Raw genomic sequence first — 19428 nt, 5'->3', positions numbered from 1 at the left:
TTTGGCCAGCCCCGCCCGCACGCACGCCCGCCCCCCGGCGGTGGTCATCGCGCGGCCATGGCAAAATGGCGGCTTCCCTCCGCGTGAAGCCCCTCGATGCGCCTGTCGCAGTTCCACCTCCACACCACCAAGGAAACCCCGGCCGACGCCGAGATCATCAGCCACAAGCTGATGCTCAAGGCCGGCATGATCCGCAAGCTCGCCGCCGGCCTGTACACCTGGTCCCCGCTGGGCCTGCGCGTGCTGCGCAAGGTCGAGCGCGCGGTGCGCGAGGAGATGGATGCCGCCGGGGCCATCGAACTCCTGATGCCGACCATCCAGCCGCAGGAACTGTGGGAGGAAACGGGGCGCTGGGAGAAGTTCGGGGGCCAGCTGCTGAAGATCAAGGACCGCAAGGAGGCCGGCTACTGCTACGGCCCAACCGCGGAGGAGGTCATCACCGACTTCGCGCGCAGTGAGCTCTCCAGCTACAAGCAACTGCCGGTCAACTTCTACAACATCCAGACCAAGTTCCGCGACGAGATCCGTCCGCGCTTCGGCGTGATGCGCGCGCGCGAGTTCCTTATGAAGGACGCTTACTCGTTCCACATCAGCGAGGAGTGCCTGGGCCGCGAGTACAAGAACATGTACGAGGCCTACAGCCGCGTCTTCACCCGCCTCGGGCTGAAGTTCCGCGCCGTGTTCGCCGATACCGGCGCGATCGGTGGCAATGCCTCGCACGAGTTCCACGTGCTGGCGGACTCCGGTGAAGATGCGATCGCGTTCTCCACCGGTTCCGACTACGCCGCCAACGTGGAGTTGGCCGAGGCGGTGGCCCCGGGAGGACGCCCGGCCGCCAGCGAAGCGATGCACAAGGTCGACACGCCGACGCAGAAGACCTGCGAGGACGTGGCCGCGCTGCTGGGCATCGGGCTGGAACGCACCGTCAAGTCGGTCGCGGTGGTGGGGGTCGACGCCGAGGGCAACGCGAAGTTCGCCCTCGCCCTCGTGCGCGGCGACCACGTCGTCAATGAGATCAAGCTGGCCAAGCTCGCCGGCCTGGGCGACTACCGCCTGGCCAGCGAGGCAGAGATCGTCGAGCACCTGGGCGCACAGCCCGGCTTTCTCGGCCCACTCAACCCGGTGCGCCCGATCCGCGTGATCGCCGACCGCTGCGTCGCCGCCATGGCCGACTTCGTGGTCGGCGCCAACGAAAATGGCTTCCACCTGGCCGGTGTCAATTGGGGCCGCGATCTGCCGGAGCCGGAAGTCGCCGACATCCGCAACGTGGTCGCAGGCGACCCGTCGCCGGACGGCCACGGCACGCTGGGGATCGCCCGCGGCATCGAGGTCGGCCACGTGTTCCAGCTCGGCCGCCGCTACGCCGAGGCGATGAAGTGCACCGTGCTGGACGAAACCGGCAAGGCCGCCGTGCCGCTGATGGGCTGCTACGGCATCGGCGTGTCGCGCATCGTCGCGGCGGCAATCGAGCAGAACCACGACGACAATGGCATCTGCTGGCCGGAAGCAATGGCGCCGTGGCAGGCCGCGGTGTGCGTGATCAATCCGAAGAAGGACGCCGCTGTGGCCGAGGCTGCCGAGGCGCTGTACCGCGAACTCAATGCGGCCGGCATCGAGACCGTGCTCGACGACCGTGGCCTGCGCCCCGGCGCGATGTTCGCGGACATGGAGCTGATCGGCATTCCGCACCGGATCGTGGTGTCCGAGCGCGGGGTTGCCGCGGGTACCTTCGAATACCGGCATCGTCGTGCCAGCGAGGCCGAGAACCTCGATCGCGTGGGTCTGCGCGGCAGGCTCGGACTCGCTGGCTGATTCTTCGCCTCAGCACTACGCAGGCCATGCACAGGCCCGCCGCAGAAACCCGACCGCGAGGTCGGGTTTTTCGTTTGCAGCCGCCTTGCGGCGCTACTTGTTCGGCATCGCGTGCCCGCAACAGTTACCGCGACATTCATGCCACGCATTTACCGATCGCGATGGCGGCATTACCATCGCCCAGGTGCGTCGCATTCCGCGGCCCGAATATCCCGCCCCATATATCCGGGATAATCCCGACCATTACCGGAGGTTTCATGTCGATCAATCTCGACACCCTGTCCGCCAAGGAACTGCAGTCGCTGATCACCCAGGCCAAGAAGCGCAAGACCACGCTGGCCAAGCGCAAGCCCATCGCGGCCGTGCGCAAGAAGGTGCAAGCGCTGATCAAGGCCGAGGGTTATACCGTCGCGGAACTGTTCGGCACGGGCGGCAGCGCACCGCGCACCTCCGCGCCGAAGAAGGCGGCGCGCAAGTCGTCGACTGCCGGCAGCAAGGTCGCGCCGAAGTACCGCAACCCGGCCAATGCCGCGGAAACCTGGACCGGCCGTGGCAAGCAGCCGCGTTGGCTCGCCAGCCTGACCTCCGCCGGCCGCAGCCTGGATGATTTCCTGATCAAGTGAACGTTCTTCGGCGCCCGGCCAAGCGGCGGGGCGCCAGACATGCGGTACACCCCGACGCCGGCCCAGTGCCGGCGTCGTCATTCCCAGGCCGGGAAACCCCGCGCGGTTACAGATTGCGACGTGCCGGCAGCAGCAGGTTGCCAAACAACAGACCGGCAATCAGCGCCAGCAAGATGTTGATCACCGCCAGCACCGCTTCCTGCCCCGCATTCACGTCCTGCGTCTGCAGCAGGCTGAGCAGGCCGCGCAGGCTGATGCTACCGGGTACCAGCATGATGATGCCGGGTACGCGGATGATGGCGCCGGGGCGATGCCACCAGCGTGCATAGGCGTTGCCTGCCGCGGTCATCGCCAACGCGGCCATGAACACGCCAGCCGGACTGCCGAACGCCTGCCCCGCGTAGCGCGAGATCAGATATCCCGACGCCGCGGCGAACATCACTTTCGGATAGTCGCGGCGGTGGGCCTTGAACAGTACGGCGAAGGCGTATGCCGCCGCCACCAGCGCCGCCCATTCCACCCAGTCACTTTGCGGGCGAAGCGCGCGCACCTGCGGTTCGAGTCCCATCAGGTCAGTCACGTAGAGGGCGATGACCACGCCCACCGCAAGCTGCATCACGGTGGTGATGGCGCCAGCGAAGCGGCCGGTGCCCGACATCAGGTGCTGGCTGCTGAGTTCGTTGACCGCGTTGGTGAGCGCCAACCCCGGCAGCAGGACCACCAGCGACGCGATGATCACGGTGTTCTGGTTCAGCGGCGCCACGAGGCTGGCCACCAGGATGGCCACCGTGGCCACCATCACCGCCGCCACCGCATCCAGCGCCTCGCGCAATTGCGGACGCGTCGCCGCATACAACGCCAGCCAGCCGGTCAACACACCGTTGAGTCCCGCGACGCCGATGTCCAGCCACGGCAGCCGGAAAAGGCCCCCCACGCCCGCGGCGGCCAAGCCGAAAGCCATCACCTGCATCAGCTGGCCCCGGCGTCCCGGCGGACGATCCAAGGCACTCATCGCCGAGTGGGCTTCCACCAATCCCATCCGCCCGGCGATCACCTCTTCGGCGATGCGATCGGTCTCGGCCAACCGGTAGAGGTCGTTCTCGCCCAATGGCAGGCGCAACACGCGGGTGGAATCGCCTTCCCCCGCCGGGCGCAGGGGATCGCTGAAGGTCAGGATCATCCCGGTGGGATTGGACCAGGGCTCGCAGTCGACGCCCAGCCGCTGCGCGGTGGCGGTGATGGCGCCTTCCAGGCGTTGCGCGGTGGTGCCGTAGCGGTGCAAGCGCTCGGCCAGCTCGATGAGGAAATGGATACGGTCCGCGTAGCTGGCGGCGGTGGGCGGCGCGATGTTCGACATGGCGGCAAGCATCGCATGCACGGTGAAATATCGACATGGGCTAGCGGGCGTTTCATCACGGTCCGGACACGGCGTCGCACCGAGCCTGTATGCTCGACTTCAGCGCCCGACTCTGCCGCCCATCATCCCCACTGTGCGACTGCCCGAGCTCACCTTCGAACCGCAGCAGCCCTCGCAGCTCCGCCTCGCCGGAGGCTGGACGCTCGACCACGCCGATGCGATCCGCCAGCAACTGACCGACGCACCGCCCGAGGCCACCACGGTGGACGCCAGCCAGGTGGATCGACTGGACTCGCTGGGCGTGCTGCAGCTGATGCGGTTCGCGCGACGCCGCGACCTGGACTTCAGCCAGTTCCAGTTCCACGAGCGCCACCGCGCCCTGGTCGCGGCGATCGAGGACGTGGCCGACGACCGTCCCCGGCGCAAGCGCGAGTACGGCGTCAATGCGGCGCTGGAACGCATGGGCCACTCGGTGGTGGACAACCTCAAGGAGTCCACCGCGCTGATTGGATTCCTGGGCGAGGTGCTGTCCAAGATGTTGCGCATGGTGCGCGAGCCCACGCGTTTCCGCCCCACGGCCACCGTCCACCACATGGAACAGGTGGGCCTGGATGCCGTGCCGCTGGTGGCGCTGCTGTGCTACATGGTCGGTGCGGTGGTCGCCTTCCTCGGTGCCAACGTGCTGCGCGACTTCGGCGCCGTCATCTACGTGGTCGAACTGGTCAACATTTCCTTCCTGCGCGAGTTCGGCGTGCTGCTCACCGCCATCATCCTCGCGGGCCGCACCGCCAGTGCGTTCACCGCGCAGATCGGCGCAATGAAGAGCCGCGAGGAAGTGGACGCGATCCGCACGCTGGGCATGGACCCGATCGACCTGCTGGTGATTCCCCGCCTGCTCGCGCTGGTGGTGATGCTGCCGCTGCTCACCTTCGTGGCGATGGTATTCGGCCTGCTGGGCGGCCTCACCGTGGGCGCCTATGGGCTCGACATTCCGCCGCCACAGTACCTGTCGCGCATGCAGGACACGATGGAGGTGCGCCACTTCATCGTCGGCCTGGTCAAGGCGCCGATGTTCGCCGTGGTGATCGCCCTGATCGGCTGCCTGGAAGGCCTGCAGGTGGAAGGCACCGCGCAGTCGGTGGGTGAGCGCACCACCTCCAGCGTGGTGCAGGCGATCTCGATGGTGATCGTGCTGGATGCCTTGGCCGCCATCTGGTTCATGGAGCTCAACTTCTGAACGCCGTCCTTGCCCCAGATCCGAGCCCCATCATCCGCGTGCGTGGCGTGGTCAACCGCTTTGGCGAGCAGGTGGTGCACGATGGCGTCGACCTCGATGTCCGTCCCGGCGAGATCCTGGGCGTGGTCGGCGGCTCGGGCAGCGGCAAGTCCGTCCTCATGCGTACGATCCTGGGCCTGCAGCAGCCCGCGGCGGGCGAGATCGAGGTCTTCGGCATCGACGCGCGCAGCACCGATCCCGGGCAGCGCCGGGAAATCGAGCGCCACACCGGCGTGCTGTTCCAGGACGGCGCGCTGTTTTCCTCGCTGACCGTGGGCGAGAACGTGCAGGTGCCGCTCAAGGAATACCACCGCGACCTGCCCGATTCGCTGCGTTACGAACTGGCGCTACTCAAGGTGAAGCTCGCCGGCCTGCCCGCGGAGGCGGTGGACAAGCTGCCTTCGCAGTTGTCCGGCGGCATGCGCAAGCGCGCGGGGCTGGCGCGGGCGCTTGCGCTCGACCCGCCGCTGCTGTTCCTGGACGAACCCACCGCCGGCCTGGACCCGATCGGCGCGGCCGCTTTCGACCAGTTGATCCTGACCCTGCAGCGCGCGCTGGGACTGACCGTGTTTCTCATCACCCACGATCTGGATACCCTGTACACCATCTGCGACCGCATCGCGGTGCTTGCGGATCGACGCCTGATCGCCTGCGCGCCCGTCGCCGAGGTCGAGAAGCTGGACCACCCCTGGGTGCAGTCATACTTCCACGGCCCACGCGGACGCGCCGCGCGCGACGCCCACGCCGCCAACCGGGACCATTGACCCATGGAAACCAAGGCCAACTACGTCCTCATCGGTGCGTTCTCCATCGTGGTGACGCTGTTCATCCTGCTGTTCGCGCTGTGGGCGGCGAAGTACTCGTCCGAGCGCGGCTGGCAGGACTACCTGGTGATCTTCAACGAACCAGTCACCGGTCTCAGCGAAGGCAGCTCGGTGCAGTACAACGGCATTTCCGTGGGCACGGTGAAGACGCTGCGGCTGGCGCCGGACGACCCGCGCCGGGTGATCGCCAGCCTGCGCGTACAGGCAGACACGCCGGTCAAGTCCGACACCCGGGCCAAACTGTCGATGACCGGCATCACCGGCACGCCCTTCATCCAGCTCACCGGGGGCAGCCCCACCAGCCCCTCGCTGATCGACACCGACCGCCGCGACGTGCCGGTGATCCAGACCGAGGCGTCGGCCCTGCAGAACATCGCCGACACCGCCAACCGGCTGGTCTCGCGGCTGGACCAGGTGCTGAGCGAGGAGAACGTCAAGCGCATCTCCGACACGTTGGCGCACCTGGAGTCCATGACCGGCTCGATCGCCGACCAGCGCGAGGATCTGCGCGCGCTGATCGTCAATGGCCGCAAGGCCAGCGAACAACTCACCGCCACCTTGACGACCACGCAGGGCGCGGTGGAAGACCTCGACCGCGAACTGGTCGACAAGTTGCCGCCGCTGATCGCCAAGCTGGACAACACGCTCACCAAGCTCGACGGCGCGGTCGGCGGGGCGGACGCCATGATCAACGAGAACCGCGGCGCGATCCGCAGCTTCACCAACGACGGGCTCGGCCAGATCGGCCCCACCCTGACCGAGTTGCGGGTGCTGGTCCGCGACCTGCGGCGCATCAGCGACCGCCTGGACAGCGGCGCGGCCGATTACCTGCTCGGACGCGACGCCCCCAAGGAGTTTGAGCCGAAATGAGCCTCGCCGTGACGACCGCTTCGACCTCGCTTGACGCGCAGCGCCTCCGGAGGGACACGCCGCACGCGCGCCCCGCCCGCCTCTTTCTCCGGTGGGCGGGTGCGTCAGTGCTGCTGATGTCACTGGGGGGCTGCGCCCTGCTCTCGCCTGGCAAGGGCGACGGCGCGACGCCGTACGCGCCCGACCCACGCGTTGTGGCCGAACCCAGCTGGCCCAGCGTGCGCTGGTCGCTCACCGTCGCCCAGCCCACCGCCGCCCGCGCAATCGACAGCGCGCGCATTGCTGTGCGGCCTACGCCTCAGGAACTACAGGTCTACAAGGGCGCGCAGTGGGCCAAGCGCCCCAGCGAAATGCTGGAGGATGCGGTGCTGCGCGCATTGGAGGATTCCGGCCGCATCGGCGTGGTCAGCCGCCAGGGCACGGGAATCGCGACCGACTACCGGCTGGTCCTGGATGTGCGGCGCTTTGAATCCGACTATGCCAGCGGCCAGCCGGCCGCGACCATCGAGGTCCGCGCCAAGCTGCTCCACGGCATGGCCCCCGACGTGGTGGCCTCGCGCACCTTCCTGCAGGCGGTTCCCGCGCGCGATGCCGCCGTGCCCGCGGTGGTTGATGCTTTTGAAACCGCGCTGGCCGGCATGGCCCGTGATCTGGCCGGCTGGACCCTGGCCATGGGCGCCGCCCGGGAAGCGACGCCCGCCCGCTGACCAGGGGCCGACTTGGTGCTCCAGCCGAAACCCGCGACAATGGCGGGATTGACGCAAGCGGGAACGCCAGCATGACCGACCAGGCCGAAATCGAACGCGACGTGATGGAATACGACGTCGTCACCGTGGGCGCGGGCCCCGCGGGCCTGTCGTTCGCCATCCGCCTCAAACAGCTGAACCCGGAAATTTCGGTCTGCGTGATCGAGAAGGCCTCCACCATCGGCGCGCAGATCCTGTCCGGCGCGGTGATCGAGACCGGCCCGCTCGACGCCCTGCTCCCCAACTGGCGCGACAACCCGCCGCCGATCTGCGTGCCTGCCACCGATGACGAGTTCTGGCTGTTGAGCAGGGACGCCGGACGCAAGCTGCCGGTGCCGCCGGGCATGAACAACCACGGCAACGTCATCGTCAGCCTGGGCGCGATGTGTGCCTGGCTGGCCCCCCAAGCCGAAGCACTGGGCGTGGAGATCTACCCGGGCTTTGCCGCCAGCGAAACCCTGCATGACGCCGACGGCAAGGTCATCGGCGTGCGCATCGGCGACATGGGCGTGGCAAAGGACGGCTCGCACAAGCCCGGCTACACCGCCGGCATCGACATCCGCGCCAAGGTCACCGTGCTCGCCGAAGGTGCGCGCGGCCACCTCACCAAGCGCCTGATCAAGCGCTTCGAACTGGACAAGGACAGCGACCCGCAGGGCTACTCCATCGGCATCAAGGAGCTGTGGCAGGTCCCCGAGGACCGAGTGCAGCCGGGCAAGATCGTGCACAGCTTCGGCTGGCCCGCGGACAGCCATACCTACGGCGGCAGCTTCCTGTACCACCTGGACAAGGGTCGCATCGCACTGGGCTACGTCAGCGGACTGGACTACAAGGACCCCGAGTACAAGCCGTGGGAGGCCTTCCAGCAATGGAAGAACCACCCGATGATCAAGCCGCTTCTGGAAGGCGGCAGCATCGTCTCCGCGGGCGCGCGCGCCATCGTGACCGGCGGCTGGCAGTCGCTGCCCAAATGCGAAATGCCGGGTGCACTGCTGATCGGCGATACCGCCGGCCTGCTCAACGTGCCCAAGGTCAAGGGGACCCACCAGGCCATCCGCAGTGGCATGCTCGCCGCCGAACACCTGATGGCGTCGCAACTGGCGCCGGAAGGGTTCGATGCCAAACTGCGGGCCTCCGACGCGATGGCCGAGCTGAAGAAGGTCCGCAACATCAAGCCGGGCTTCAAGCGCGGGCTGTGGTTCGGCATGCTCAATGCGGCGTGGGAAACGGCCACCGGCGGCCTGTCCCCTTGGACACTGAAGAACAAGCCCGACTGGTCGTCGCTGGGCAAGGTCGGCACGCACGAACAGCCCAAGCGCGACTACCTGGAGCGCACGCTCGCCCCGCGTGATCGCCTGGCATCGGTCTACTTCGCCGCCACAGAGCACGACGAAGACCAGCCAGTGCACCTGCGCGTGCATGACACCTCGGTATGCGTGACCCGTTGCGCGGAGGAATACGACAACCCCTGCACGCGCTTCTGCCCGGCGGGCGTATATGAGATTGTCGCGGACCCGGACGGCCCAGCGGGCACCGGCAGGCGTCTGCAGATCAACGCGGCCAACTGCGTGCACTGCAAGACCTGCGACATCAAGGATCCTTACCAGATCATTGATTGGGTCACGCCGGAAGGTGGCAGCGGGCCGAATTACCAGAACCTTTGAATGGCTTCGCGCACGCGCATGAGGGAGCACTGGCAATCCGCATTATTCAGTGCTCTTCGATTTGGATTTCGCGCCTTGCCCATGGCGGAAGCCGGACGAGACGCCCTGCGCCAGCGGTTCTTTGATCGCTTTCCATCGGTCCGCCCACTTCCGACCCGGGGGGTGGGCGGAGACGGTAGCGTCCACCGGCCTTACGTGCATGCTGGCGGGCCCGCGCTGGGACACGTCGCCTACCGGAGCGAGCCACTGCCCGATCCCTTACCCGCAACGTTGGTAGCTTTTTACCTACCGCAGTTCCATTCCATTCCCGAGAATGATGCTTGGTGGGGAAAAGGCTTCACGGAGTGGCGCAACGTAGCGCGGGCGTTGCCCCAATTCGAGGGCCACGCGCAGCCCCGCCTGCCCGGTGAGCTCGGATTCTACGACCTGCGCAATCCCCAGGTGATGCGCGATCAGGCGCGACTCGCCCATGAGTACGGCATCGGCGCCTTCTGCTTCTACTTCTATTGGTTCGGCGGGAAAACGCTACTTGAAGCGCCGTTGCGACAGTGGCTGGAGGACCCGTCGATCGAGTTGCCGTTCTGCCTGTGCTGGGCGAACGAGAACTGGTCGCGCCGTTGGGACGGTCGGGCCGACGACGTCCTCATCGCGCAGTCGCATAGTCCCCTGGATGATCTTGCGTTCATTGCCCATATCGCGCCGTATCTGCGCGACCCGCGTTACCTGCGGGTCAACGGCAAGCCACTGCTGCTGGTTTATCGCCCCGGGCTACTGCCGGACGCAGCCGCAACGGCTGCACGGTGGCGGGAATGGTGTCTCCAGAACGGCGTAGGCGAAATCCATCTGGCCTATACACAGGCGTTTGAGCGTCCGGATCCGCACAGCATCGGTTTCGATGCGGCGGTCGAGTTCCCACCGAACCTCAGTACCCCTGCCAACATCACCGCCGAACAGAGGTTGATCGACCCGGAATACGCGGGGGACGTGCTGGACTGGCGCGCTCTGGCGGAGGATTACCGCGGTCGCGCGCTGCCGAGGTACAACCTGTACCCGGGGGTCAACTGCGGCTGGGACAATGAAGCCCGGCGCCCGGGCCGGGGCCGGACGTTTCTCCACTCCTCTCCTCGTCGCTACCGCACATGGCTCCAGGACACGATATTTAGCCGGCTCGCCCAAGTGCCGGCTGATCAACGGTATGTCTTCGTCAACGCATGGAACGAGTGGGCCGAGGGAGCAGTCCTTGAGCCCGATGCGCGGCTGGGTCACGCTTGGCTCCAAGCCACGCGGGAAGCACTGCGCGGCGCAACTGCATCCAGCGTTTCACGTTCGCCGGTACGGCCCTGTGCAGTGGTCCATGCCTGGCATCCCGAGCTGCTACCCGACATCCTGAGCGCGGTGGAAGCATCGGAGGTCAAGTTCCGCGTTGTTGTCACGACCGCCCACGAGAAGGCGGCAGCGGTCCGGGAGCACATTTCGCGAGCGGGTATCGAGGCGGAGTTGTTGATCTTCGAGAATCGCGGGCGGGACATCCTTCCCTTCCTGTTCGCCCTCCATCATCTGGAACGCGATGGTGAGGACCTGACCATTCTGAAGCTCCACACCAAGCGATCCGCGCACTTGGGGAATGGCGACCAGTGGCGGCGTGAGATGATCGATTCCTTGCTGACCGGTGGACAGGCAAAGGCGGCGCTGGCCGCCTTCGCAGAGGATCCGCGACTGGGAATTCTCGCCCCGCGAGGCCATGTCCTGCGCCTGACGGACTACTGGGGAGGCAATCGTCCCCTGATCCATCACCTGGCTGGGCTGGTTGGAGTACGCCCCCCCGATGATGATGCCCAATTCATATCCGGGAGCATGTTCTGGGCACGAATGTCGGCGCTCGGACCCCTGCTTGATTCACCCATTGACCTCTGGAATTTCGAGTCGGAGAAGGGGCAGCTGGACGGCACCGCGGCCCACGCGATCGAACGGATGTTTGCCTCATGCGCGCAGCAGGCGGGATACCGGACTGCACAAATCGGCACGCCTGCCCGCGATACAACGGCGCCGGGACCGTATCCTTACGCCCGGCGCAGTCGCTGATCCCGCCTCAAACCTCTGCCGGGCAGGTCATAGCCCTGCAATCTTCCAGTCCAGATCCGGGACGGAGAACACCTCACCCGAACCCGCGAGAATCGTGCCACCGTCCATAAGGTGGAGATAGTTCTCGCCGGTTACGCTGTTGCGCCAGAAGATGTCGGTGCGTCCGTCACCATTGAAGTCACCACTGGTGGCGATGTGCCAGGAAAGCGCAGCTGCATGGACCCGTTGCATGCTGGTCAGCGAAACGCCGTCGATCAGCCACAGGTAGCACTCTCCCGTCGCGCTGTTTCGCCAGTAGATATCCACCCGCCCGTCCGCATTGAAATCCCCCAATGCAACAACCTTCCATTCGGGTTCCGTCACCGTGGGCAGACTGCCCGACGAAGACAGTATTGATGCACCTGCCATCATGTGGATGTAATTCTGGCCCGTACCGGAATGCCGCCACAGCACGTCCGCCTTGCCATCGCCATTGAAGTCCCCGGTACCCGCGACCTTCCATTCCTGGTCGGGTTCATGGTGCGCAGGCAGCATGGCCTTGGGGTCCGCGCCATCCATCAGCCAGACGTAGGTCAGCCCGGTACTGACATTGCGCCAGTAGAGATCGGTGATTGCATCGCCGTCGAAGTCTCCGAGCCCGACGATTTTCCAGTTCAGGTCGCCCACCGTAGGCGCGAAGCGCGATGCGGGAAGGATCGTCGGCCCATTCATGAAATGAATGTAGATTTCTCCCGAGTTCCAGTTGCGCCAGAGCACGTCGGCACGGCCATCGGCATTGAAGTCACCGGACCCGACCACCGCCCACGCGATGTCCGCCTCGCCATGCACGTTCCAGGCCCCGGCCACCGTCGTTCCGGTCATTCTCCATAGGCCGGTGTGGCCCGAATTTGCATTCCGCCAGTACACATCAGCGATCCCGTCACCGTCGAAGTCACCATCGAATTCGCTGGGTGCGACCGCAGTGAGCGATGGATCGACGCTCGGGCGGAAGCCCGCCACGATCGGCATGGTTTCACCCATTGAGCGTGCGTTGTCCGCCTGGTCCGCGGTACCGCAAGCCGCGCCGCCGCACGCTGTGATCAGCGGATTGGAGAAGACGCGGTACCGGGTCTGACTCGGTCGACGGTTGGACATGATTGTTGCGATATCCGACGCTGTCCCATCGGTGCTGTACCCGAACGAATACGGATGGTGGCCAAACTCTTCAGGATCCAGCAGGTTGCCATCGCTGTCGGAATCGTCGGTACCACTAGCCGTGACCACGTCGTGCTGTTGCCCAAAGTTGTGCCCCAACTCGTGTGCCAACTGCAAAGGGGAGCAGGTGTTGCCATTGTCCGGGAACATATCGCCGCTCGTGTCACTGATGACCGTCATGCCAAACGCCGCGCTTCCTTGATCGATGGGATTCTGACCGCCACCCAGCATCCACGCAGAGCCGCAGCTGGCCTGTTCCGGATCCTCGTACTTGCGCACAAGTACGAGCAGATCAGCTCCATAGGCATCCCGGGCTGCGGTCAACGGCTGCAATCCCGCGGGCTGCGCGATCGGCGTGCACTGAACCCGTCGGTCGCTGAGGTACTGGTCGCCGTTTGTTTGCGTCTTGCATTCCATGCCTGTGAGTTCGAAGAGGGCCGATCGACTGTGAGTGGCGTCGGGGTAGTCCACCTGCAACGAGCGCACAAGCCTGATGCGGGCATTGATGCCGCTGGCCACGAACGCCTGGTTCGTCACGTCCACGAGGAAATGCAAGCGGGTCCTGGCCTGCGATTCACCGCCGAGGCGCGTCGCGAACCCCGTGGTGAAACCCATAGCGATGTCCACGGTTGCCGGCGTTGACGCCGTTGCCTCCGCAGCAGACGCGCTGACAGCTTGGGAAAGCGCATCGCTGGCTGACCGCATGGGTTCGGGCACGTTCGCCGCCCCGTGAGGGGGAACGCCTGCAGGCCGCATTGGGGCCGGTACAAGAAAGTCATCTGCACTGGTTGCCATCCCACTGCGTTGCACTCGACTGTGGTCCGTTTCCACCATCCACGTCGAACCGGCCTCGGTGGTGACGCTGAGATCGGAATCGGCATGACGAATCATGCCAAACACGGCGTTCCCACCGAATGTGAGCACTGTTTCCGTACCAGGCGCAGCACCTGCCTCTCGCCCCACCCATGTCCAGTTGCCGTCGGAATGTTCAACATGACGCTCATAGCGCAACTGGATTCTCTCGCCGGTGGGGACCCCCACCGTCATCGAGCCTCCGCCGATAGCTTTCAGCGCGTGGGCCTCGCTGATCCGTACGGGGTGCCAGGTGGACGCTCCAGAGCGAACCACCTGCCGTTCGGGATCGTGCACGAGCAGTTCCCCCTCATCTGGATGTGCCGCGACGAGCGACGTCGCCGCAAGCCGAGGGAGCGGGCCCCTGCTCCCCGATTCGATCGCGACCCCCGGTGATTCCACCTTCGGGTCGACTCGAGGACGCTCCACCTTCAAGAGCAGGCCGACGGCCACGCTCAAGGCGACAACGAGAATAAGAGCGCGCATATACGTATTACCCCTGGGACGGTCCTTGCTGGGCCGGTACCTGTAATACGCACTCGAGCAGTCCAAAGCGGCCAAAACCGGCGCGCATGCCACGCGCGCAATTCAGCTCTTCACGAATTGCTTACGGTAACGGCTCGGAAGCCGCGCACTCCGGGCGGGCCCAGGCGTACTGAAGCGGCGCCGCCCGAAAGCGCGCGCTTGCTGCCCGCCGAAATCAAAGCCCAGGAACCTGCCAACTGGTATCGGGGACCGCCATCACCACCCCGGAGCCTGGCAATATCGCCGTGCCATTCATCAGGTGCATGTAGTTCTCCCCGGTGCTCCTGTTCCTCCAGAGAATGTCGGCCCGTCCGTCACCATTGAAGTCGCCACTGCGGGCGATTTCCCACGTGAGGGTCGCGCTGTGCACCCGCTGCATCCGGGTGACGGACAGGCTGCTCATGAGCCAGAGATAGCACTCGCCGGTAGCACTGTTCCGCCAATAGATGTCGGCGCGACCGTCGCCGTCGAAATCGTCGACCGCGGCCACCACCCATTCGGCTTCCCGTACGGTTGGCAATGGCCCGGACGAAGGCAATATCGAGGTGCCGGACATCAAATGAACGTAGTTCGTGCCCGTCGCCGAGTGGCGCCAGAGAACATCAGAACGCCCGTCTCCGTTGAAGTCACCGGTGCCGACCACCTTCCACCCCTGGTCCGGCTCCATGTGGACCGGCTGCATGGTCGTGGGTTCGGCCCCTTTCATCAGCCAGACGTAAGTGAGCCCGGTTACAACGTTGCGCCAGTAAAGATCGCTGAGGGAATCGCCGTCGAAATCCGCAAGCCCCACGATGCGCCAATTGAGGTCATCCACGATCGGTGCAAACCGCGATTCAGGAAGGATCGTCGGTCCGTTCATGAACTGGACATAGACGTGCCCCGAATTCGTGTTGCGCCAGACCACATCCGAGCGCCGGTCCCCATTGAAGTCGCCCGACCCAACGACCGTCCAGCTCAGGTCCGCTTCCCTGTACACACTCCAAGCCCCCACGACGGCCGTTCCACTCATCCTCCAGAGCCCGTTTTCCCCGGTGGCGATGTTGCGCCAGTAGACGTCGGACCGCCCATCTCCATCGAAGTCCCGCCGCACTGAGGGGATGCCTGCCACCGTGGTCGCGCGGAAGGCCGCCACGACAGGCATTGTCTGAGCCATGCTGCGGGCATTGTCGGAAACATTGAGGACGCCGGTAGGACGACCTGTCACGGGATCGACAACATTGGGATTGGAGAAGTAGCGGATCGAGCGCTGGCTGCTGGCTGCCAGGCGATACGCCATCACGGTGTAGAACCCCGTGGTCGACGATTCCCGATAGCCGTAGGAATAGGCGTGCACCCCCGGCCGCTCGCTGTCTTCGGTATTGTGTGCCTGGCCCATGTTGTGGCCCGCTTCGTGCGCCAGCGTCTCCTTGCGGCACACGTAGTTCTTGCGGTCGGACTCGTCAATATCGCCCATGTCGAGGTCATCGCTCACCACCGAATAACCATAAGGCGCGGCGGCGGTGGTAAAGCTACTCTGTCCTCCGCCGATGAGCCACGCGATACCGCACCCGCTGTTCTCCGGGGCGCGGAAGCGACGCACCAGCGAGACCAGGTCGGCACCGTATTGGTCGCGCGCCGCCCGCAGGGCGCTGAAGGCCGGATCACTACCCGAGGCCGTGTTGCCCGTCAGGGCGGAAAGCGTGCTGCTATTGTCGGTGGCGTCCGGGTAATTCACAGCCAAGGTGCGGACCAGCCGGATTTGCGCGTTGACCTGGCTGTTTGTGTAGGCCTGATTGGCAATGTCAACAAGGTTCTGCAGGCGGGTTACGGCCTGCGAGTCGCCGCCCAGTTCCGTCGCGTAGGTGGTCGTATAGCCCAAGGCGACATCGATGGTCGTGGCCGCGCCCGTGGCAGCAACTGCGGCGGCCTGGCTCGAGGTAGCGGCCGGTCCGGCATCGGCCAGCGCCGCAGAAAGTTCCGGCGGCACAAGGTAGTCAGGCGAGGAGGAGTCGGGATAATGCTGCCGGGCGGGATCGACCACCACGATCCATGTCCGCCCGCCGAGCGTCGACAGCTTCAGCTCCTCGCGGCCCGGCTGCGGAATGCTGCCGAACACGGCTTTTTCGCCAAATGTGATGACGGCATCCTCGCCTTGAGCATTGCGACCGATCCACGTCCAGTTACCGTTGGCGTGCTCCATATGCCGTTGGTACGCCAGCTTTAGCGGCTGGCCGTCTGGCGCCATCACGGTCATTTCCCCAGTGACGAGCGCACGCATCGCGTGGGCTTCGCTCACAGCGGCCTGGTACCACGTGGACGACGACTCATGGCGAACTTCGGGCGTCGCGGGATAAGCCACCAGATTCCCGCGGTCCGGCAGGATCGCGATAGTGCCTGCGTTTAGCGCAATGGCGGGGTGCGCACGGACACCCCGCGCAGCTGCACCCGTCGCCGAGGCAGGTTGCCCAGGAGCAGGCGCGTGTTCCTTGGTGCAGCTACCTCCCAGCAGCACCACAGCCAGCGCCACGGGGACGGTAAACAGAAGTGCTTGGCGCATGGCAGGAAATTCCAGGGAAAGCTCGGGTACTCTGACTCAAATTGCCTGCACTCAAACTAACCGGGCAAGACCCCGCAGCGCCATGGGTTAATCCAGCCGGACGCCGGTCTTCCCTTGAACTTCCTCGAAGGTCACGCCGGGAGCCAGTTCACGAACCTGAAGCCCATCAGGGGCTACATCCATGACCGCGAGTTCGGTGATGATCCGATTTACAACCCCGACGCCGGTTAGGGGCAGCGTGCACTCCGGCAGGATCTTGTGCTCGCCGTTCTTGGCGGTGTGCTCCATCAGCACCACCACGCGCTTCACGCCGGCCACCAGGTCCATCGCCCCGCCCATGCCCTTGACCATCTTGCCGGGGACCATCCAGTTGGCGAGATCGCCCTTGTCCGTCACCTGCATGGCACCGAGGATGGCCAGATCGATGTGGCCGCCGCGGATCATCGCGAACGAGTCATGGCTACCGAAGAAGCTGGCGCCCGGCATCGCGGTCACGGTCTGCTTGCCGGCATTGATCAGGTCGGCGTCCACCTCGTCGTCGGCCGGGAACGGGCCGATGCCGAGCAAGCCGTTCTCCGACTGCAGCCACACGTCCATGCCCTCGGGGATGTAATTGGCCACCAGGGTCGGCAGGCCGATGCCCAGGTTCACGTAGGCGCCGTCGCTCAACTCCTGCGCGGCGCGCTGTGCCATTTCGTCACGGGTCCAGGCCATCACTTTCCCCCTGCGCGCACGGTGCGCTGTTCGATGCGTTTCTCGGGCGTGGCGTTGACCACGATGCGATCGACATAGATGCCGGGCAGGTGCACATGGTCGGGATCGATATCGCCGATTTCCACCAGTTGCTCCACCTCGGCCACACAGACCTTGCCGGCCATCGCGCACGCGGGGTTGAAGTTGCGCGCGGTCTTGCGGAACACCAGGTTGCCGGCCTTGTCGGCCTTCCACGCTTTCACCAGCGACACGTCAGCCTTGAGCGCGGTCTCCAGCACGTAATGCTTGCCGTCGATCTCCCGGGTTTCCTTGCCCTCGGCCACGATGGTGCCGTAGCCGGTGGCGGTGAAAAACGCCGGAATGCCCGCGCCGCCCGCGCGCAGGCGCTCGGCCAGCGTGCCCTGCGGGTTGAATTCCAGCTCCAGCTCCCCGGAGAGGTACTGGCGCTCGAACTCCTTGTTCTCGCCCACGTAGGACGAAATCATCTTGCGGATCTGCCGCGTCTCCAGCAGCAGGCCGAGGCCGAAGCCGTCGACGCCCGCGTTGTTGGAGATGGCGGTCAGGCCCTTCGCACCGGAATCGCGCAACGCCGCGATCAGGGCTTCGGGAATGCCGCACAGGCCGAACCCGCCGACCGCGAGGGTCTGGTCGTCGGCCACCAGCCCGTCGAGGGCGGCGGCGGCACTGGGATATACCTTGCTCTTCTTGGCCGTGGGGGACACGGCGGTGGCTACGGCCATTGGCACAACTCCATTGCGGGAGGGCGCCAAGTTTACCGACGTGCCGCGACCACCGACACTGTACGAGTGGGCACGGACGTGATTTCGCGCCGCACATGGGCCCAACCGTCCCTTCCCCCGGGCTAAAGGGGAAGCGGTCGCGCGCGCTCAGGCGACTACGTCGGCCCGGAGAGTCCTGGCCAGGGCCGCCCGCCAGTCGGGCAGCACGACACTCCACTGCTGCCGCAGTGAACCGGTGTCCAGTACCGACCACGCAGGCCGTGCGGCCGGTGTCGGGTAGTCCGCCGTTGTGATGGGTATCACCCGCGGTCGCCGATCCAGCAACCCGACCGCCGTGGCCTCCTCCATGATTGCTTCGGCGAACCCATGCCAACTGGTCCGACCGCCCGCAACCAGGTGGTGCGTCCCCCCGCTCCCGAGACCCTGCGCCAGGATCGCGGCGGTAATGTCCGCGATCAACCATGCCGGCGTCGGACTGCCGACCTGGTCGGCGACCACGCGCAGCTCGTCACGTTCGGCCCCCACGCGCAGCATGGTGCGAAGGAAGTTATGGCCGTGCAGCCCGTAGACCCAGGCCGTGCGAAGGATGAGATGGCGCGCACCACTACCGCGGATCGCCTCCTCACCCGCCAGCTTGCTCGCGCCGTAAACACCGAGCGGTGCGGTGGGGTCCTCCGGCAAGTACGGGCGCGATGCGGTGCCGTCAAACACGTAATCGGTGGAGAAGTGCACCAAGGGCACATCGCCCTGTGCGCAAGCGCGTGCGATTTCTTCCACGGCGCCCGCGTTGGCACGAAAGGCGGCCTCACGCTCGGTCTCGGCCTTGTCCACCGCGGTCCACGCCGCTGCATTCACGACGATGTCGGGTGCAATCCGGCGCACCAGGCGGTCCGCGTCCCGGGGAACGTCCAGGTTCAGTGACTCGCACTCCGTGCCATCCGGCAGGACGCCACTTCGGGTGGCGGCGATCAAACTCCCCAGGGGCACCAGGCTGCGCAGCAGTTCATGGCCGACCTGGCCACTGCCGCCAATCAGGAGGATGCGCACCTCAAGCCCCTTCGTAAACGGGCAGGCGATCCAGCGGGATGTCCGCCAACAACGGCGCCACCGCGTCCTTGGGTGACAACAGCGGTTCTGCCACCGGCCAGCCGATGCCGATTGCCGGATCATCCCACCGAACATTCGCGTCGGCGGCAGGATCGTAGGTCGCCGTGCACAGGTAGGTGAACAGCGCATGCTCGCTCAAGGCAACGAAGCCATGGGCAAAGCCTTCCGGGATCCAGAAATGACGCTTGTTGTCCGCGCTCAACAGCACGGCCGTCCACTTGCCGAAGGTGGGCGAACCGCGACGGATGTCGACCGCGACGTCCCAGACCTCGCCTTCCAGCACCGACACGTACTTGCCCTGCGGATTGGGCCACTGGTAGTGCAGCCCGCGCAGCACGCCGCGCGCCGAACGCGATACGTTGCCCTGGACGAAACGCGGCGCAAGCCCCAGCGGAGCCAGCTTGTCTTGGTTGAATGACTCGAAGAAGTAGCCTCGGTCGTCGCCAAACACCCGCGGCTCGAATACCAGGCAACCCGGCAGGTCCGTCTCAATGACTTTCATGTCA

The 19428-nt window shown here is 65.7% G+C and carries 15 protein-coding genes; 8 read left to right on the top strand and 7 right to left on the bottom strand.

The window, feature by feature from the left end; all coding sequences use genetic code 11:
* The first annotated feature begins 96 nt into the window (after positions 1–96).
* Together AC3ARF_RS02240 and AC3ARF_RS02235 are read left to right on the top strand one after the other, a co-directional pair.
* Entirely contained in the window at positions 97–1812 is a 1716-nt protein-coding gene (locus AC3ARF_RS02240; protein ID WP_498929894.1) for a proline--tRNA ligase, read from the top strand.
* 257 nt (positions 1813–2069) lie between these two features.
* Complete coding sequence (locus tag AC3ARF_RS02235) at positions 2070–2435, top strand: H-NS histone family protein (protein WP_498929892.1); 366 nt, start codon at positions 2070–2072, stop codon at positions 2433–2435.
* 106 nt (positions 2436–2541) lie between these two features.
* Here the strand turns inward: AC3ARF_RS02235 and AC3ARF_RS02230 are convergent, their stop codons facing one another.
* Positions 2542–3804: a threonine/serine exporter family protein gene (locus AC3ARF_RS02230; protein WP_498931958.1), complete on the bottom strand. Its 1263-nt coding sequence runs from the start codon at positions 3802–3804 to the stop codon at positions 2542–2544.
* A 112-nt stretch (positions 3805–3916) separates the two neighbouring features.
* Here AC3ARF_RS02230 and AC3ARF_RS02225 point away from each other — a divergent pair, with 112 nt between their 5' ends.
* The 6 genes from AC3ARF_RS02225 to AC3ARF_RS02200 all read left to right on the top strand — a co-directional run bounded on the left by AC3ARF_RS02225 (position 3917) and on the right by AC3ARF_RS02200 (position 11254).
* Positions 3917–5029 (top strand): ABC transporter permease, encoded by a 1113-nt coding sequence (locus AC3ARF_RS02225; RefSeq protein ID WP_498931956.1) that lies wholly within the window; start codon positions 3917–3919, stop codon positions 5027–5029.
* Positions 5026–5832 (top strand): ABC transporter ATP-binding protein, encoded by an 807-nt coding sequence (locus tag AC3ARF_RS02220; RefSeq protein ID WP_498931954.1) that lies wholly within the window; start codon positions 5026–5028, stop codon positions 5830–5832. Before AC3ARF_RS02225 ends, AC3ARF_RS02220 begins: the two co-directional genes overlap by 4 nt.
* Positions 5833–5835: 3 nt before the next feature.
* Positions 5836–6762 carry an MlaD family protein gene (locus AC3ARF_RS02215; RefSeq protein ID WP_498929890.1) on the top strand — a complete coding sequence of 309 codons (927 nt, stop codon included), beginning with the start codon at positions 5836–5838 and terminating at the stop codon, positions 6760–6762.
* A gap of 116 nt (positions 6763–6878) precedes the next feature.
* Positions 6879–7469, top strand: coding sequence for an ABC-type transport auxiliary lipoprotein family protein (locus AC3ARF_RS02210; protein ID WP_498931952.1), 591 nt, complete (start codon positions 6879–6881; stop codon positions 7467–7469).
* A gap of 71 nt (positions 7470–7540) precedes the next feature.
* The gene (locus tag AC3ARF_RS02205) at positions 7541–9172 is read left to right on the top strand and encodes an electron transfer flavoprotein-ubiquinone oxidoreductase (protein WP_498929888.1); all 1632 of its coding nucleotides are present in this window, start codon (positions 7541–7543) and stop codon (positions 9170–9172) included.
* Positions 9173–11254, top strand: a complete 2082-nt coding sequence (locus AC3ARF_RS02200) for a glycoside hydrolase family 99-like domain-containing protein (protein WP_498929886.1) — start codon at positions 9173–9175, stop codon at positions 11252–11254. It begins immediately after the preceding gene.
* A 27-nt stretch (positions 11255–11281) separates the two neighbouring features.
* On the opposite strand, the gene AC3ARF_RS02195 is transcribed toward AC3ARF_RS02200, so the two are convergent.
* The 6 genes from AC3ARF_RS02195 to rfbC all read right to left on the bottom strand — a co-directional run bounded on the left by AC3ARF_RS02195 (position 11282) and on the right by rfbC (position 19424).
* A complete protein-coding gene (locus AC3ARF_RS02195) occupies positions 11282–13786 on the bottom strand; it encodes an FG-GAP-like repeat-containing protein (protein ID WP_498929884.1) in 2505 nt (834 codons plus the stop codon).
* Between the two features lie 214 nt (positions 13787–14000).
* Positions 14001–16361, bottom strand: coding sequence for an FG-GAP-like repeat-containing protein (locus tag AC3ARF_RS02190; RefSeq protein ID WP_498929883.1), 2361 nt, complete (start codon positions 16359–16361; stop codon positions 14001–14003).
* 87 nt (positions 16362–16448) lie between these two features.
* Complete coding sequence (locus tag AC3ARF_RS02185; RefSeq protein WP_498929881.1) at positions 16449–17075, bottom strand: CoA transferase subunit B; 627 nt, start codon at positions 17073–17075, stop codon at positions 16449–16451.
* Positions 17075–17815, bottom strand: a complete 741-nt coding sequence (locus tag AC3ARF_RS02180; protein ID WP_498929879.1) for a CoA transferase subunit A — start codon at positions 17813–17815, stop codon at positions 17075–17077. The genes AC3ARF_RS02185 and AC3ARF_RS02180 overlap by 1 nt, the downstream gene beginning before the upstream one ends.
* A 147-nt stretch (positions 17816–17962) precedes the next feature.
* Positions 17963–18862, bottom strand: a complete 900-nt coding sequence (gene rfbD / locus AC3ARF_RS02175; protein ID WP_498929877.1) for a dTDP-4-dehydrorhamnose reductase — start codon at positions 18860–18862, stop codon at positions 17963–17965.
* Position 18863: 1 nt separating this feature from the next.
* Complete coding sequence (gene rfbC / locus AC3ARF_RS02170; protein ID WP_498929875.1) at positions 18864–19424, bottom strand: dTDP-4-dehydrorhamnose 3,5-epimerase; 561 nt, start codon at positions 19422–19424, stop codon at positions 18864–18866.
* Positions 19425–19428: the final 4 nt, after the last annotated feature.

It is taken from the genome of Lysobacter sp. KACC 24251 (assembly GCF_057747755.1).
This window is presented reverse-complemented; position numbering and strand designations above follow the sequence as displayed.

Bases quoted from the DNA above. Each gene is read 5' to 3' on its own strand.
- AC3ARF_RS02240 (WP_498929894.1), top strand. From the start codon at position 97: ATGCGCCTGTCGCAGTTCCACCTCCACACCACCAAGGAAACCCCGGCC.
- AC3ARF_RS02235 (WP_498929892.1), top strand. From the start codon at position 2,070: ATGTCGATCAATCTCGACACCCTGTCCGCCAAGGAACTGCAGTCGCTG.
- AC3ARF_RS02230 (WP_498931958.1), bottom strand. From the start codon at position 3,804: ATGCTTGCCGCCATGTCGAACATCGCGCCGCCCACCGCCGCCAGCTAC.
- AC3ARF_RS02215 (WP_498929890.1), top strand. From the start codon at position 5,836: ATGGAAACCAAGGCCAACTACGTCCTCATCGGTGCGTTCTCCATCGTG.
- AC3ARF_RS02210 (WP_498931952.1), top strand. From the start codon at position 6,879: ATGTCACTGGGGGGCTGCGCCCTGCTCTCGCCTGGCAAGGGCGACGGC.
- AC3ARF_RS02205 (WP_498929888.1), top strand. From the start codon at position 7,541: ATGACCGACCAGGCCGAAATCGAACGCGACGTGATGGAATACGACGTC.
- AC3ARF_RS02200 (WP_498929886.1), top strand. From the start codon at position 9,173: ATGGCTTCGCGCACGCGCATGAGGGAGCACTGGCAATCCGCATTATTC.
- AC3ARF_RS02195 (WP_498929884.1), bottom strand. From the start codon at position 13,786: ATGCGCGCTCTTATTCTCGTTGTCGCCTTGAGCGTGGCCGTCGGCCTG.
- AC3ARF_RS02190 (WP_498929883.1), bottom strand. From the start codon at position 16,361: ATGCGCCAAGCACTTCTGTTTACCGTCCCCGTGGCGCTGGCTGTGGTG.
- AC3ARF_RS02185 (WP_498929881.1), bottom strand. From the start codon at position 17,075: ATGGCCTGGACCCGTGACGAAATGGCACAGCGCGCCGCGCAGGAGTTG.
- AC3ARF_RS02180 (WP_498929879.1), bottom strand. From the start codon at position 17,815: ATGGCCGTAGCCACCGCCGTGTCCCCCACGGCCAAGAAGAGCAAGGTA.
- rfbC (WP_498929875.1), bottom strand. From the start codon at position 19,424: ATGAAAGTCATTGAGACGGACCTGCCGGGTTGCCTGGTATTCGAGCCG.